The 14,200-nt window shown below is 62.5% G+C and carries 5 protein-coding genes and 1 pseudogene; all 6 read left to right on the forward strand.

Annotated features, from left to right (window positions below):
- Positions 1-1,430, forward strand: a 1,430-nt coding sequence (locus tag B3873_RS22725; protein WP_286869211.1) for an ATP-binding cassette domain-containing protein, incomplete at its 5' end; no start/stop codon positions are given.
- A gap of 26 nt (positions 1,431-1,456) precedes the next feature.
- Complete coding sequence (locus tag B3873_RS22730) at positions 1,457-2,617, forward strand: HlyD family efflux transporter periplasmic adaptor subunit (RefSeq protein ID WP_286869212.1); 1,161 nt, start codon at positions 1,457-1,459, stop codon at positions 2,615-2,617.
- 42 nt (positions 2,618-2,659) lie between these two features.
- The gene (locus B3873_RS22735; RefSeq protein ID WP_286869214.1) at positions 2,660-4,273 is read left to right on the forward strand and encodes a centriolin protein; all 1,614 of its coding nucleotides are present in this window, start codon (positions 2,660-2,662) and stop codon (positions 4,271-4,273) included.
- A gap of 537 nt (positions 4,274-4,810) precedes the next feature.
- Positions 4,811-9,445: an Ig-like domain-containing protein gene (locus B3873_RS22740; protein WP_286869215.1), complete on the forward strand. Its 4,635-nt coding sequence runs from the start codon at positions 4,811-4,813 to the stop codon at positions 9,443-9,445.
- Positions 9,381-13,823, forward strand: coding sequence for an Ig-like domain-containing protein (locus tag B3873_RS22745; RefSeq protein WP_286869216.1), 4,443 nt, complete (start codon positions 9,381-9,383; stop codon positions 13,821-13,823). The genes B3873_RS22740 and B3873_RS22745 overlap by 65 nt, the downstream gene beginning before the upstream one ends.
- A 74-nt stretch (positions 13,824-13,897) precedes the next feature.
- Positions 13,898-14,200: pseudogene (locus B3873_RS22750) on the forward strand (hypothetical protein); the annotation flags it as partial.

Below are 14,200 nucleotides of genomic sequence, written 5' to 3' on the forward strand. Positions count from 1 at the left end.
GCTCGATGACGGTCCGGGTGGCCAAGTTGCCAGGTTCCGTCGGCAGCCTGCCCGGGCAACTGCGCGGATATGAACAAATTCGCTCCTTCTATACCTCGCAGACGCTGTTCACCCTGGTCGACCTGCCGCTGGGCCTGCTGTTCGTGCTGGTGATCGCCTTCATCGCCAGTCCCTGGATGGCGCTGGTGCCGACCGTGTTCGGGCTGGCGGCCATCGGCATCGGCTATCTCTCCAATCGCAAGGTGGTGCGCCTGGCCGACAAGAGCGCGGCGGCCTCCAACCTCAAGACCGGCCTGCTGGTGGAGACGGTGGAGGGGGTGGAGACCATCAAGTCCGGTTCCGGCGGCTGGAAATTCCTCTCGCGCTGGATCGACGTCAGCGCCGAGTCCATCCGCAGCGACATGGCCATGCGCGCCATCGGCGACCATGCCGGCTATATCGCTGCCATGCTGCAGCAACTGAGCTACTCGACCACCGTCATCGTCGGCTCGTTCCTGGTCATCAACGGCCAGATCACCATGGGTGCGTTGATCGCCTGCTCCATCCTGGGTGGCCGCATCCTGGCCCCGGTGGCCATGATTCCCGGCCTGATGGTGCAGCGTGCGCATACCAAGGCCACCTTGGCCGGACTGGAAAAGATCTATGCCCTGCAGACTGATCAGGGTAACGAGCGCCAGCTGACCCCGGACACCCTGCGCGGCGAGTTCCGCGTGGAAGAAGTGAAATTCACCTATGCAGGCAGCATGCTCAATGCCATGAGCATTGACCAGCTGGGCATCAGGGCAGGGGAGCGCGTCGCCATCCTCGGACCGATCGGTGCCGGCAAGTCCACCATCCTGCGCCTGCTCTCCGGTCTGTACCGGCCGCAGCAAGGCCGCATCCTGATCGATGGCCTGGACATGGCCAACATCAACCGCCTGACGCTGAATCAGCACATCGGCTATCTCCAGCAAGATCACCGTCTCTTCGTCGGCACCCTGCGCGAGAACCTGCTGATCGGCCTGCCCGATCCCGGCGACGAAGTGCTGCGCCAGGTGATGGAGCGCACCGGCCTGCTGCGCCTGGTCTCAGCCCATCCCAAGGGACTGGACCTGCCGATCCAGGAGGGCGGGCGCGGCCTGTCCGGTGGCCAGCGCCAGCTGGTGGCCTTCACCCGGCTGCTGCTGTGCCGGCCTGACATCTTCCTGCTCGATGAACCCACGGCCTCCATGGATGAAGACCTGGAGCGTCACTGCCTGGGCGTGCTCAATGAAGAAATCAGCGGTGGCCGCACTCTGGTGGTGGTTACCCACAAGCCTGCCTTCCTGCCCATGGTCGAACGCGTGATCGTGGTGGTGGGCAACCGGATCGTGCTCGACGGCCCGCGCGATGCCGTCCTGGCCCGACTGCGCGGTGATACCGCCAGTGCGGGGAATGCCGTCGTCGCCTGAGGTTCGCCATGACCATGAGCTTGAAAATGAATAAACCCGATCCCCATCACTCCCTGGTCTCGGCGCGCTGGATGTTGCGCCTGTCCATGCTCAGTGTCGTGCTGCTGCTGGTCTGGGCCGGCCTGAGCCACATCGATCAGGTCACCCGCGCGCAAGGGCAGGTGATTGCGGTCTCCCGTACGCAGTCGGTGCAGGCCCCTGATGGCGGACCCGTCAAGCAGATCCTGGTGAAGGAGGGGGAGGCCGTCAAGCAGGGGCAATTGCTGATGGTGCTGGAGCAGGACCGTATCCAGACCTCCCTCAACGACAGCCGCGCCAAGGTCGCAGCGCTGCGCATCAGCCTGGCGCGCCTGCGTGCCGAGGTGTACGGCCAGCCGCTGGTGTTCGAACCGGACTTGCTGGAGTACAAGGAATACATCGCCAATCAGAAGGACCTCTACATCAAGCGCAAGGCCCTGATCGACCAGGATCTGCAGGCCCTGCATGACATGCTCGGCCTGGCCTCGCAGGAACTGCAGATGAACCGCAACCTGGAGCAGACCGGCGACGTCGGCCGCGCCGACGTCCTGCGGCTGCAGCGCAACGTGGCCGACATCCGCGCCCAGATCAACAACAAGCGCAACAAGTATTTCCAGGAAGCCCTGGTCGACATGACGAAGGTGCAGGAAGACCTCAACACCCAGCGTGAACAGCTGGAAGACCGCAGCCAGGTGCTGGAACACACCGAGTTGCGGGCACCGGCTGACGGCGTGGTCAAGAACATCAAGCTCACCACCATTGGCGGCGTGGTGCGCCCGGGTGACGTGGTGATGGAAATCCTGCCGGTGGACAACCTGATTGTCGAGGTGAAGGTATCGACCACCGACTCCGCCTATGTCAAAGCCGGTCAGGAGGCCAACGTCAAACTTGATGCCTATGACTATTCGATCTACGGCACCCTCAAGGGCCAGGTCGTCTACGTCAGCCCCGATACCTTGCTGGACGAAACGCGCCAGGGAGCCGTGCCCTATTACCGCGTCCACATCGCACTGGAGGAGGCCGTCTTCAAGGGCCAGAAGGCCAGTGCCATCCATGTCAAGCCCGGCATGACCGCCACCGTCGAGATCAAGGCCAATACCCGTACCGTCCTGTCCTTCTTGGTCAAGCCTATCGCCAAGACTCTTCAGGAATCGATGGGGGAGCGGTAAGCACCATCGATTGCCCACTACTACCACTACAAGGAAAATTCCATGAAACCTGTCTCACTACCCAAGCAATCTGCTCCCGATCCGGCTTATCTTCTGCCGATGATCGGTACGCTGGCCGTATTTGCCATGTACATGCTGGTCAACGGCCTGCTTTACGGACGCGTGAAAGAGCTGATGGAGCACGTGGCCAATCCCTACTTCGTCATCTTGCTGGTGGTCGTGACCATCATCGGCCAACTGCTCACCCTGTGGCAAACCTGGCGTCTGCTGGGTGAAGGAAAGTACCTCGGTCTGCTGGTCCGCCGTTTCAAGTCCTCCGAGACCCAGGACCGCCGTGTCAAGCTGGCCAACCTGAATGATACGCTGGCAGGTGTGCCCGCCGGCCTGGAAGTGCGGACCTTGTTCCAGAACCTGCTAAGCAAGGATGGTACGGCCCCGGTCCATGATCCTGCGCGTCTGCAGCACCAGGCTGACAGCTTCGCGCTGGAAATCCAGCGCCGTACCACGCTGACCCAGTACATCGCCAACACCCTGATCGGCCTGGGCCTGTTCGGCACCTTCCTCGGCCTGATCGTGACCCTGAAGGAGGTGGCAGCCCTGATCGGCCTGTTCGGCGTGGCCGGTTCGGGCGGCAGCGACATGATGGCGCAGTTCTTCCAGAAGATGAGCGCGCCGCTGGCCGGCATGGGTGACGCCTTCGTCGCCTCGCTGCTGGGCCTGGGCGGATCCATCGTCAACAACGTGCAGTTGCTGGCTACCCGCAAGCTGCAGCGCGTGCTGTGCAACCGGGCCGAAGCGGCGTACATGAGCGTGGCCGAGGCCGTTTGCGTGCCCGCCAACGGTGAGCCGGACGAACAGCAGATGCGCAACGATTTCTCCGTAGCCCAAGCCCAGCTGCAGGAAATCCGCAGCATCCGCAACGAGATGCACCAGCAGACCGAAGCCGTCCTGCTGGCCTCGTCCCGCATGCGCCAGGCCAGCGAACCCCTGGTGAAGTGCCTGGAAGGACTGGAAAAGCGCACCGCCGCCCAGGCCCAGGATCGCCCGCAACTGGAGCAGATTGCCGCCACCATGGAGCAGCGTCTCGGTGCGCTGGTCCACAAGTTCGAAGACACCCAGCAAGCGCATCAGGGCCTGCTGACCAGCGTACGGGCCATGGAAGTGCACCTGGCCGGCATCGCCATGGGGCAGACCGAAGCCAGCGACGACCAGCGCAGCGTCTCGCGCAAGCTGAGCGACCTGATCGCCGCCGCCACCCAGGAGGCCGAACTGGCGCGCCAGGCCATGCGCGAGCATGCGGACACCCTGCGCTCCGCCGTGGGACAAGACCTGCGCCAGCTCAGCGAACTGATCGAATCGAATCTGCGAGAACAGCGCGAACAAGGGCAGGCCCTGAGCAGCATGCAGACCAGCTCGCGCAGTACGCAGGTGGCCGTCGAGACCGTCGGTGCGCAACTGCTGCAGCAAGGCCAGCAACTGCAGCCGCACCTGATCGAAATCATCGCCCGCATCGACAAGGTCGACATGAATGCCGCCGCGAGGGCGCAAGCCACACTCTCGGCGACCGGCAGTCCGGACCCGCGGCTCTCGGAAGAACAGCAAGACCAGCAGGACCGCTTGCCACCCTCAGGTGCCGATCCGGAAAGCCATTCCTGACCTGCTGTCCCGGCAAGGGCCAACGTGATGTTGGCCTTTGCCTGTCTGGTGCAGCGTTTTCGTCACTTATTTCATTCATTACTCACTCCATAGACCAGAGAAAGAGCGCTTCGTATGTCCAATGATCAAAACAAGGCTGGAATCAACCCGATCAGCAACAAGCAATTGGGCACTGCCCCGCTCCCGTTGATCATGCCGTCGGCCCGGCGCACCACCGTGGCAGCAGCCAGCAAGTCCGGAAAATCCATCAAGACGGCCCAGCCCGGCAAGGAGCATACGGATGCGGCACCAGACGAGCCGCACGCCGACATGGACCCGCTGACCGAAGCCGAGGCCGCCGCGCGCGCGCAGGAAAGCGCCGACGCCGCCATGTCGGTACGCCGTGGCGAGGCAGACGAAGACGAGGAGGAGAGGACGGAGGAACTTTCCGGCAACGCCCGGCAGGACGATGAGCGCCTGCTGCTGGCTCAGGCCAGCAGCGCTTCATCCGGCAGCAAGACCGGTGCCGGTCAGACCAGCGCCGATGCTCCCGTCAGTGTGGGCGAGGAACTGTTGCGCCAGGCCGCCCCCTTGCCCGGCGCGCGCGAAAAATCCGGCGCCGACTGGATGGAGAGCTGGTTCGGCAAAGACTGGAAGCTGCCGCTGGCCATCGGCGGTGGCGCGCTGGCGCTGTTGGGTCTGGCGGCCGCCGGCGGTGGTGGCGGCAGCAGCAGCAGCAGCAACACGAACGCGCAGCCGGATGCAGGCACCACACCGGCCGTCCCCAGCAATACCTGGACACTGACCGTGACCCCGGCCGCCGGCATCTTCATCGCCGGAGCCTCGGTGCGCGCCATTGCCCAGAAGTGGACGGGCGGGGAGTGGCAGGACATCGGCAGCGCGACCACCGTGGACCGCAATGGCCGCATGAGCATCAAGGTCGAGAAGAGCCAGGTCACGGCGCAGGACATTGTGCGGGTGGTGATCCGCGATACCGGCAGCAGTGCGGACCAGCGTGATGAGGTCGCCGGCCCGATGACCCTGGGCTCCACTGACATGGTGGCCATCATCGGCAATCTCACCTCAGACCAGCAGCTCACCGTGAACCCGCTGACCACGCTGGCCGCGGGACGCATCGGCCAGGATCTGTCGGCCGCCAACATCGACGCCATCCATGCTGCCGTGGCCAAGGCCTTCGGCATCAATGCGGGCGACCTGGCGCATCTGCTGCCGACCTTCCTGGGTGGCGGCGGCAATCCTATCCTCACGCCGGACAGCCAGAACTACGCTCTGGCGCTGGGCCTGCTGGCGGGTATGGCGCAGGCGCAGCGCGACGCCGGCGTGGCCAGCGAGGATGCGCTGGGGGCTGCGCTCAAGCTCTTGGCCAGTGCCTTTGAAGAGCAAGCGGGCAAGTGGGTATTGAATCTGGAAAAGATCCGTTCGGCCACGGTCCGTGGTGCGGATGGCCAGACCCTGATGCCGGTCGGCCTGGATGAAGCTGCCCTCCGGCTCTACAACGCCGCCAGTGCAGATGGCGCGGGTGCCAATGGCGCTCAGGTGCCCTACATCAATATCGATACGGGGACAGAAAAGCCGGCCGCCGGTAAAACCCCCGCGCCAGGGGTGGCGGCAAGCATCAGCGCCGTCAGTTTTTCTGACGGATTGACGCTGAGGGTCAATACCGCCGATTCGGTCAAGGCGGGAGATAGCCTGCGTATCGAATTCATCCGCCTGGGCGCAGATGGCAAGCCCGTCGAAAATGCAAAAATCTTCACTTATGACTATGTCCTGACCCAGAAGGATGTCGATGCCGTCCGCAACAGCATCAATGACGCCAGCAACAAGGGGGGCGGCTTCTTCAAACTGACCGTGCCCACGCATATCGACGATCCGGCCAGAGCAGGCAATAGAGGAACCCGGCCAGCCCAGCCTTCCTCGTCCGATGCGACCATCTTCCTGCTGCCGGTCACCCGCCGTGACGGCGAGCAGGACAGCTACTACGATCCGGCCCCGAATGTCGACGCCACCTTCCAGCTGCGTGCTACTGGCAGCGCACTGGGCTATGTCGCCGCGGGGGCCAAAATCAGCCTGAACATGGCGCAGATCGCACTGGAATCGGCGCCGCCCGGCGGCACCTTCAACGGCATGGCCGATTCGGGAGCCAGCACGCTGCGCATTGCACTGGCCTTGCCCTACAAGATCTCCTGGAGCGGTAATGCTCCCAAGCTGATTGTCAAACTGGCGGGGAGCAATTTCGAGGCTGATTGTGAGACTTCGGGCAACACCAACGGTGGTGATGTACTGCACTTCATACTCAGGCTGGGGGCGGCAGGAGATGCGTCCAAGCCGTCCACCAAAGGCCTTGATGGCGAGATCAGCATTCCGGTGAATGCATTGAAGTTTCACGCTGACAGCTACGTCTATACCGACGGTGGCAATGTGCTGTTCACGCCGGACGGTGCCGGAAACTGGAGCGACCGGGACGGCCATGCGGTCCCCGGCAACAACATCGCCGCAGCCATTGGCGTGGACACACAATTGAACACCACCTACAAGGTGGATACCACACCGCCGGCCGATCCCAAGCTGGAGATGGTCGAGCGTCCCGTGTTTGTCAACGGCTTCCGTCCGGCGCTGGACGCATCAGGTGCGGGCGTGCCGATGCCGGAAAAGCTCAATGCCATTGTCAGCAGTAATCCTGACGACGGCTTTTCCGTATGGACCAGCAAAATTACGCAGAAATTCTCGGTCGTCACGGGGCAGCCTTTTGACAAGGTCAATGACAAGGGCGCCATTGTGAGGTTGATGGTCTCGTTCACAGGTACGGGCGGTCCCGGCGAAAACTTTGCCGAAGCGATTCTTGCGGAAGAAAGGCTTGATGAAAAGGGGGAGGCAACGTTCACCGAGTCCAGCTATAAAGCCGAAGTCGTGGCGAGTCTCAACAGGTTTGCGCAAAAGGCCAACTTCGGGGACGGCGTACCGCTGAAACTGAGTGCCTATGTACTCGATAAAGCCGGCAATAAAAGCCAGCAGCAGAACCTGACGTTCTCCGGCAATAGCGACACGGCCAAATTCGTGCTGGATGTGCAGGCACCTAGTGCACCGACCAACGTGCAACTTGACACAGGCAGCGATACGGGCCGCGATACGGGCAGCACTACTACCGATAACATCACCGCGCTCTCCCATCCGGTCGTGATCGTGACGGGAGGAACGATTGGTTCGGTCATTTCGCTCTGGTCAGATGCCGGGCACACGCAACTGCTTGGCAGGGGCCAGGTCGAGGCGCTTTCGAACGTTGCTGGGAACAATGGTGCCCGGATCACCTTGAGCGCCATCTTGCAATCTGGTGACAACACCCTCTATGCCACGGTGCTCGATCAGGCCGGCAACAAGAGCGTCGGCGACAAGAGCCTGCAGGTTACCTATCTGAAGCCGATTGACGGCAACACCCCGCTCAAGCTCAACATCAGCAGTACCGCGCCCGCAGTCTCCAAGGGTTTTTACAAGGTCGGTGACGTCATCGAGGTCTCGGTCGACTTTGGTCGCGACGTGTTCCTCAAGCAGGGGAAGGTCAGCTCGCAACTGGCCGTGCAGCTGGTTCCTGCAAAAGCAGACGGTGCACCGCAGCCGACGCCCAATGAGATCGCCAAAGCGCTGTACGTTGGCGGCTTGGGTGGCCCCATCCTGAAATTCAAGTACACGGTGGAACAGGACATCGACAGAGGCGCGCTCAACAGCGTATTCACCGCTGCCGCGCTGCTCAACGCCGATCAGGTGCTGGAAGATGTGGCCGGCAGCACGGTGATCGGCAAGTTCATTGCCGTGGATGGACAATCGCTCAAGATCGACACCATTGCACCCCTGGCACCGACGGTGGTGTTGCCGGCAGGTCTGCCGATGACGGATGGCCAGCCCACGTTCAGTCTGGACGCCGCTACCAACCGCGGCTTTACCGTGAAGGCTGAAGCCGGCAGCACGATCAGCATCAAGGTCAAGAACATCAACAATCTCACCGGCAGCGGTTATACCAAGACCGTGATCGCGACCGGCGCTGAGCAGATCATTACGCCTACTGCCGCCGAATTGGCCGGCATCACGGGCAGCGTGTTCCAGGTCACTGCCACCGCCACGGATGCCGCCGGCAACATCAGCGCGCAGAGTGTCGCCCAGACGTTCGTGCTGGACGTCAGGGCACCGGTCGCTTCGGCGGTCAGCAGCAGCCTGAACAGCGTCACCAATCAGCCCTTCGATTTCAAGGTCAGCTTCGATGAGGCGCTCAGGGCCGCGCCGAACAAAGATGATTTCACGGTGACCAATGGATCGATCACTGACGTGGTTCCAATCCCCGGCACCAATAGCTTCACGGTCAAGGTTACTCCAGCGCCCGGTGTTGACGCCGGTGTGGTCAGCCTGAGCATCAAGCCGGGCGCAGCTATGCCCTTGGCTGATATCGCCGGCAACCCGGTCGTGGCAGGCAATACGCTGGCCACCCAGGCCATTGATACCCGGGCTCCGGTCATCTCGGCGCGTCCCGAGGCCAGCGGCCCGGTGAAGAACGGGCCGATCAACTTCATCGTCGAGTTCAATGAAGCGCTGGATGCCGCCAAGGGCGGGGTACTGCTTAAAGAAAACTTTACTGCCACGAACGGCAGAGTGACCTCAGTGACTGCGCTGGATGCGTCCACCAAGCGCTACAAGGTGACCGTCGATCCGCAACTGCCAGCCTCAAGCACCACGTCGGACACGCCAGTCTCATTGAATTACGTTCAAGTCTTTTCGCCGGGCTTCGCTGTGGCCAGCGACGCGGTCGGCAACCGAACCCAGAACCAGAGCAGCATCGCGACGCAGATCGTCGACATCATTGCCCCGACCATCACCAGCAGCGCCCTCAGCGCCACGGTCAAGACAAACAATCCGGTCAAGGCGGGCTACTACCACGCGGGCGACACGCTGACCGTCACGGTCGCATTCAGCGAGGCCGTGGTGGTCACCGGCACGCCCACGCTGGACCTGGATCTGGGGGGGGGCGACCCCGCGCCGGGCCAGCTTCAGCGGCCAGAGCGAAGACAAGCGCAGCGTCATCTTCACCTACGTCGTGGCCACTGGCGACAACACGGCCACGGGCGTGGCCTTGCCGGCCGACGGCATCAAGCTGCCCGCTGGCAGCAGCATCACCGATGTGGCCGGTAACGCGGCCACCCTGACGCAGGCTGCCAAGCCTGGTGACGCGAATGTCAAGATCGACAACGTGGCACCGGGCATTGAAGCTGCGAGTATCGAACCTGCGGCGGCCACTGCGAATGGCCTCTACAAGACGGGGGCCGTGCTGACGGCGGCGGTACGCTTCAGCGAAGAGGTCGAGATCAGTATTACCGGTGGAAAGCCGACCCTCTCGTTGAGCATCGGCGGTCAGGAGCGCACGGCGACCTTGAGGGATCGCACGGCGGCAGATGACAAGAAGCTGCTTTACTTTACCTATACGGTGACGGCCGGCGACAACGAACCGTCCGGCGTCGTCATTCCCGCCAATGCCCTCAAGCTGGCGGGCGCGGCCATTACGGATGTTTCCGGCAACAATGCCGTGCTGGCATACAGCGGTAGCGCGCCCAATGCGAGCATCAAGGTGGATACCAACGCGCCGGTGGTGAGCAGCGTGGTGGTCAGCGCTGCCGCCGATGCCGGCGGTACCGGCGGCCTCTATCGCGCGGGCGACAAGCTCACGGCCACGGTGACGTTCAATGAGAGCGTTCAGGTCGATATCAGCGCCGGCAGTCCCACCTTGAAACTGCAGGTTGGGGCCGCTACGTACGATGCGACCTACGACAGCCAGAGTGGCAATGCCGTCAAGTTCAGCTACACCCTGAGCCCTGCTGATGCCGCCCCGGCCGGCGTAGCCGTCGCAGCTGGCGGCCTCGAATTGCACAACGCCGTCATCACCGATCTGGCCGGCAATGCTGCCAACCTGGCTTACGCCGCGGTCCCGCCCAATCCGGCCGTGAAGGTGGACAATGCTGCGCCGACCATCACCGGCTTCAGCGCAGCCACCGACAGCACGCTGATCATCGGTAGTTCGCTGATGCTCAAGGCCAAGGTCTCCGAAGCACTGCGTCCGGGGGCCACCATGAAAGTCAGCCTGAACAATGGCGGCGAGGCCACGCTGACGCTGGATCAAAGTGACCCGACCCAATTTGTGGGGCAGTACACCGTTCAGGAGGCGCAGAACACCTCCAACCTAAAAATCAGCAGCTTCACCAGCACTGCCAAGGACCTCGCCGGCAATGCCCTGAGCCTGGGCGTGCCTGCTGGAAGCGCCAACCTCGGTGCGGTCAACCCCATCGCCGTTGATGCCACTCGTCCTTCCAAGCTGACTCTGTTCCAGCTGGACGCGGCCAGCGATGCCGGGTTCTCCGACAAGGACGGCCTGACCAACGTGACGTTGCCCAGCTTCCGTCTGGAAGGGCTGCAAACAGGGGCTCTTGTCACGATCAGCGCGACCTGGAACGGCAGTGTGCGCACGCTGCTGACGTTCACTGCCACGGCCACCAGCCAGAAGGTGACGCTGAGCGGGACGGCATTGGCCGATGGCACCTACACGGCCGTGAGCGCGAGCCAGTTCAGTCCCACCGGCAACCCCAGCGAAGGGCTGTTGCTGGGCAATACCTCGAAGTCCGGCGAGATGACTATTTCCACGGTCGCACCCACTGGCGTGGCGGCCAGTCTGGTGTTCGATTACATTCAGGACACGCTGGCCGAAAATGAACTGGGCCGCTATCTCACCCAAGCCGACGGAGCCAAGACCACAGGCAGTCAGACTGCGCGCGATTACAGCACCAGCATCCAGACGCCCCGTTTCAATTTCCTCAATGGGCAGGATAGTGAAATCGCCGTGCTTTTCCGCGATGTGAACGGTAACAACGCCTTCGATGCAGGCGACATCGTACTGGGCCGCAAGCAGATCGGCTCCGCCTCTGCGGTCTCCAGCTATCGGGTGACGACGGTGGGGGATGTGAAGAATAACGGCCATTTCGTCGACGTCGCGCCAGAAAACGGGCTGGCCAATGGCCTCTACACCGACATCAAGCTGGTCCTGCAAAGCGAGGCGGGTAGCTATGGTGCGGTTTCAGCTGCCGCTGTGGGTAACCTGAAAGTCATCAACAATGCACCGTTGAAGGCGCTCACGGACGTCAGGGCGACCCAGGCCATCCCATCCGATCCGACTTCGGCCAAGACCTTGCAGCTGAGCGTTGCTGGTGGCCAGCAGGGTGCGCTGCTGACCATCACGGCCGACCTGATTGCTCCGAATGGAAGCAGGACGTCTGGCGTGACGATCGGTAGCGGCATACAGACCGCCAGCAAGATGGTGGAGATCGATACCTCCGGCTTGAATGGCCGCTATGAAAACTTCACGGCCCTCCAGCGCTATGCGGGCAAGACCAGCACCCCGGTGGAGGTGAAGAGCCAGTCGGGCGGTACGCTGGTAGCGATCTGGGATCACGTTGCACCGACGGTCACGGTGGCACTCAAACCGGGAACTGCAGCGGCCCATCCGGGGCAGCCAGTCGATGTTGAATTTACCTTCAACGAGGCAGTCACGGACTTCACTGCGGATGACGTCATCGTCACAGGCGGCGCGCTGGGCGCCTTGACTGCGCCCACCGGGACCGGCCTCAAGTGGACGTCGACGTTTACGCCGTCTGCCGCGGGCAATGTGGCGCCCAGCATTCAAGTCAAGGGCGGCTCCTATACCGATCTTGCAGGCAATCAAGGCGCGGGTAGCGACGTGTTCCACGTCACGACCAACACGCCTGGAACCGTGACCCTCTCCGGCGGCTCGGCTGGCGGCAGTGTGCCGCAGGTCGGCGATACGCTGACTGCCAGCGTGACTGATCCTGATACGGTAGTCGCTCCCAGCGTGTCCTATGTCTGGCGCGTGGATGGCACGGTAGTGCCCGGCGAGACTGCACCCACGTATGTGGTGAAGGCGGCTGACCGTGGCAAGACGATCACGGCCGATGTTCACTACACCGACGGTGCTGGCGTGAGCGATACCGTCAGTTCGACTCCGACCAGTGCAGTGCTTGCGCAGAACAGCCCGGGAACGTTTGCAGTCAAGATCAATGGCCGGTTGCTTTCTGCGGCTGAGATGGCTGATCCCGCTGACCGGATCTTGCGCTGGAACGACCATGTGCAGGTCGTGTTGAACGATGCGGATGGTGTTGATGCGACCAGGCCGCAGACCAACAAGTGGGGCACCAGGGACACTCATATGCCGGTTGGCATCGAGGGTGCCCTGGCCTTGGACTTCACGGTCCCCCAGCGTCTCGCGAAGGATGAGCGGGTGACTCTGCTGGCTACCTACACAGACCTCGCGGGCAAGACTGCCACCATCGAGACCCCGGTCTTCAAGATTCGTCCCGACCAGCGGCCCGGTAGCGTGACGATCGCTGCCTATGATTCCACAGACCCCAACAACCCCCAGCACCCCGTTGCTGAGGGCGCTGCACTGCAGGTGGGAAATTGGGTTCATGCAAGCGTCGAGGACCCGAATGATCTCGACCTGAACAATGTCACATATACCTGGCGCGTGGACGGGGAACTGCGTCCTCAGGAAAACTACAAGGAATATCAAATCACGCAGGCCGACTACGGCAAGCAGGTCACCGTGGATGTCAGCTACATGGACAACGATGGCCATCAGGAGGCCGTACACAGCAACGCACTCATGATTGTTCCCAATCCCGGCAATCATCCGGCCACGGGCGATGTGACGCTGTCCGGCAGCGGCACGGTCGGCACGGTCGTGACGGCCGTACCAAACAATATCCAGGATCAGGATGGCGTTCCACAGGGGGGTGCTTATACCTTCACGTGGACTGCCACCGACAAGACGACCAATGCCGTGACCGACATCAGCAGCGCCCACTTCCAGGGCGGCGATTCATCAAAGCTGGTCGTGACCTCGGACCTGGCCGGCAAGGACATCCGGGCGGTGGCGCACTTCACCGACGGGGTCGGCAATGCGGAGTCCATCGCCGGCAGCACACTGGTTGCTGCCGCGCTGCCAGGCAGTTTTGCGGTGAAGGGCCCGATCACCTTCACCGGTTTCGCCGACCCGGCCCCGGCCGCCAAGCTGCTCCAGGTCGCCCCCGGCAGCAATCTCTACATGCTGGACGTGGACGGCAACGGCACGATCGATCGCGCGGATGCCACTACCTACATCAGCAACCTGAACGGGCAATCCAGTCTGACCTTGCTCACGGGCGGCGGGCAGGGCAGCGCCAGGCTGCTGGACAAGGACAGCACCGCCTGGACAACGAACCCCGTCCTTGGCACCGCCACCGGTGCCAAGGGGGCCAACGGCACTAGCAGCGCGACGGATGTGCTTGCCAATGACTTCTGGACCTCCACGCCGGGCGGCATCGATGGCCTCAATTCCCACTTCGTCTGGACGACCGATCCGAGCGGCCCCTATGCCAAGGCCGACAACTCCCCCGCAGCCGATGCCAACCGGCTGCATTACAACGTGTTCCAGGTGACGGTCAATCCCGGCACCGTACTGCCGGGTTGACGACGCCATGCCATGACTCCGCACTGAAGACCATCCATACCAAATATCAAAATACATAAGAGAGGGAAATCACCATGACCACTACCGTCCTCAAGCTTTCCGAAGCCGCCGAGTTCCTGAAGAAAATCTCCATCCGTGCCATCAAGGATGTGCGCGCACTGGATGTGGATCTGCTGTTCGTCTTCGCCAATGGCGAACGCATCATCATCAGCGGCGGTGCCATGCAGGCCTTGAGCGCGCCCGATACCCAGCTGCAGTTCGCCGACGGGCAACTGCCGCTGGGACGGGTTTTCCAGCAGATCGACCTGATCAACGTCTCGCCCGAGGCCAACCTGACGGTCAGCTCCAAGGAAATCACGCGCTACAACCAGAACAAC

This window comes from Herbaspirillum sp. UBA812 (assembly GCF_002296545.1).
Classification (GTDB): domain Bacteria; phylum Pseudomonadota; class Gammaproteobacteria; order Burkholderiales; family Burkholderiaceae_D; genus Herbaspirillum; species Herbaspirillum huttiense.

What these genes read in the sequence shown, in the direction of transcription:
- B3873_RS22730 (WP_286869212.1), top strand. Translation starts at nt 1,457, where the DNA reads ATGAATAAACCCGATCCCCATCACTCCCTGGTCTCGGCGCGCTGGATG.
- B3873_RS22735 (WP_286869214.1), top strand. Translation starts at nt 2,660, where the DNA reads ATGAAACCTGTCTCACTACCCAAGCAATCTGCTCCCGATCCGGCTTAT.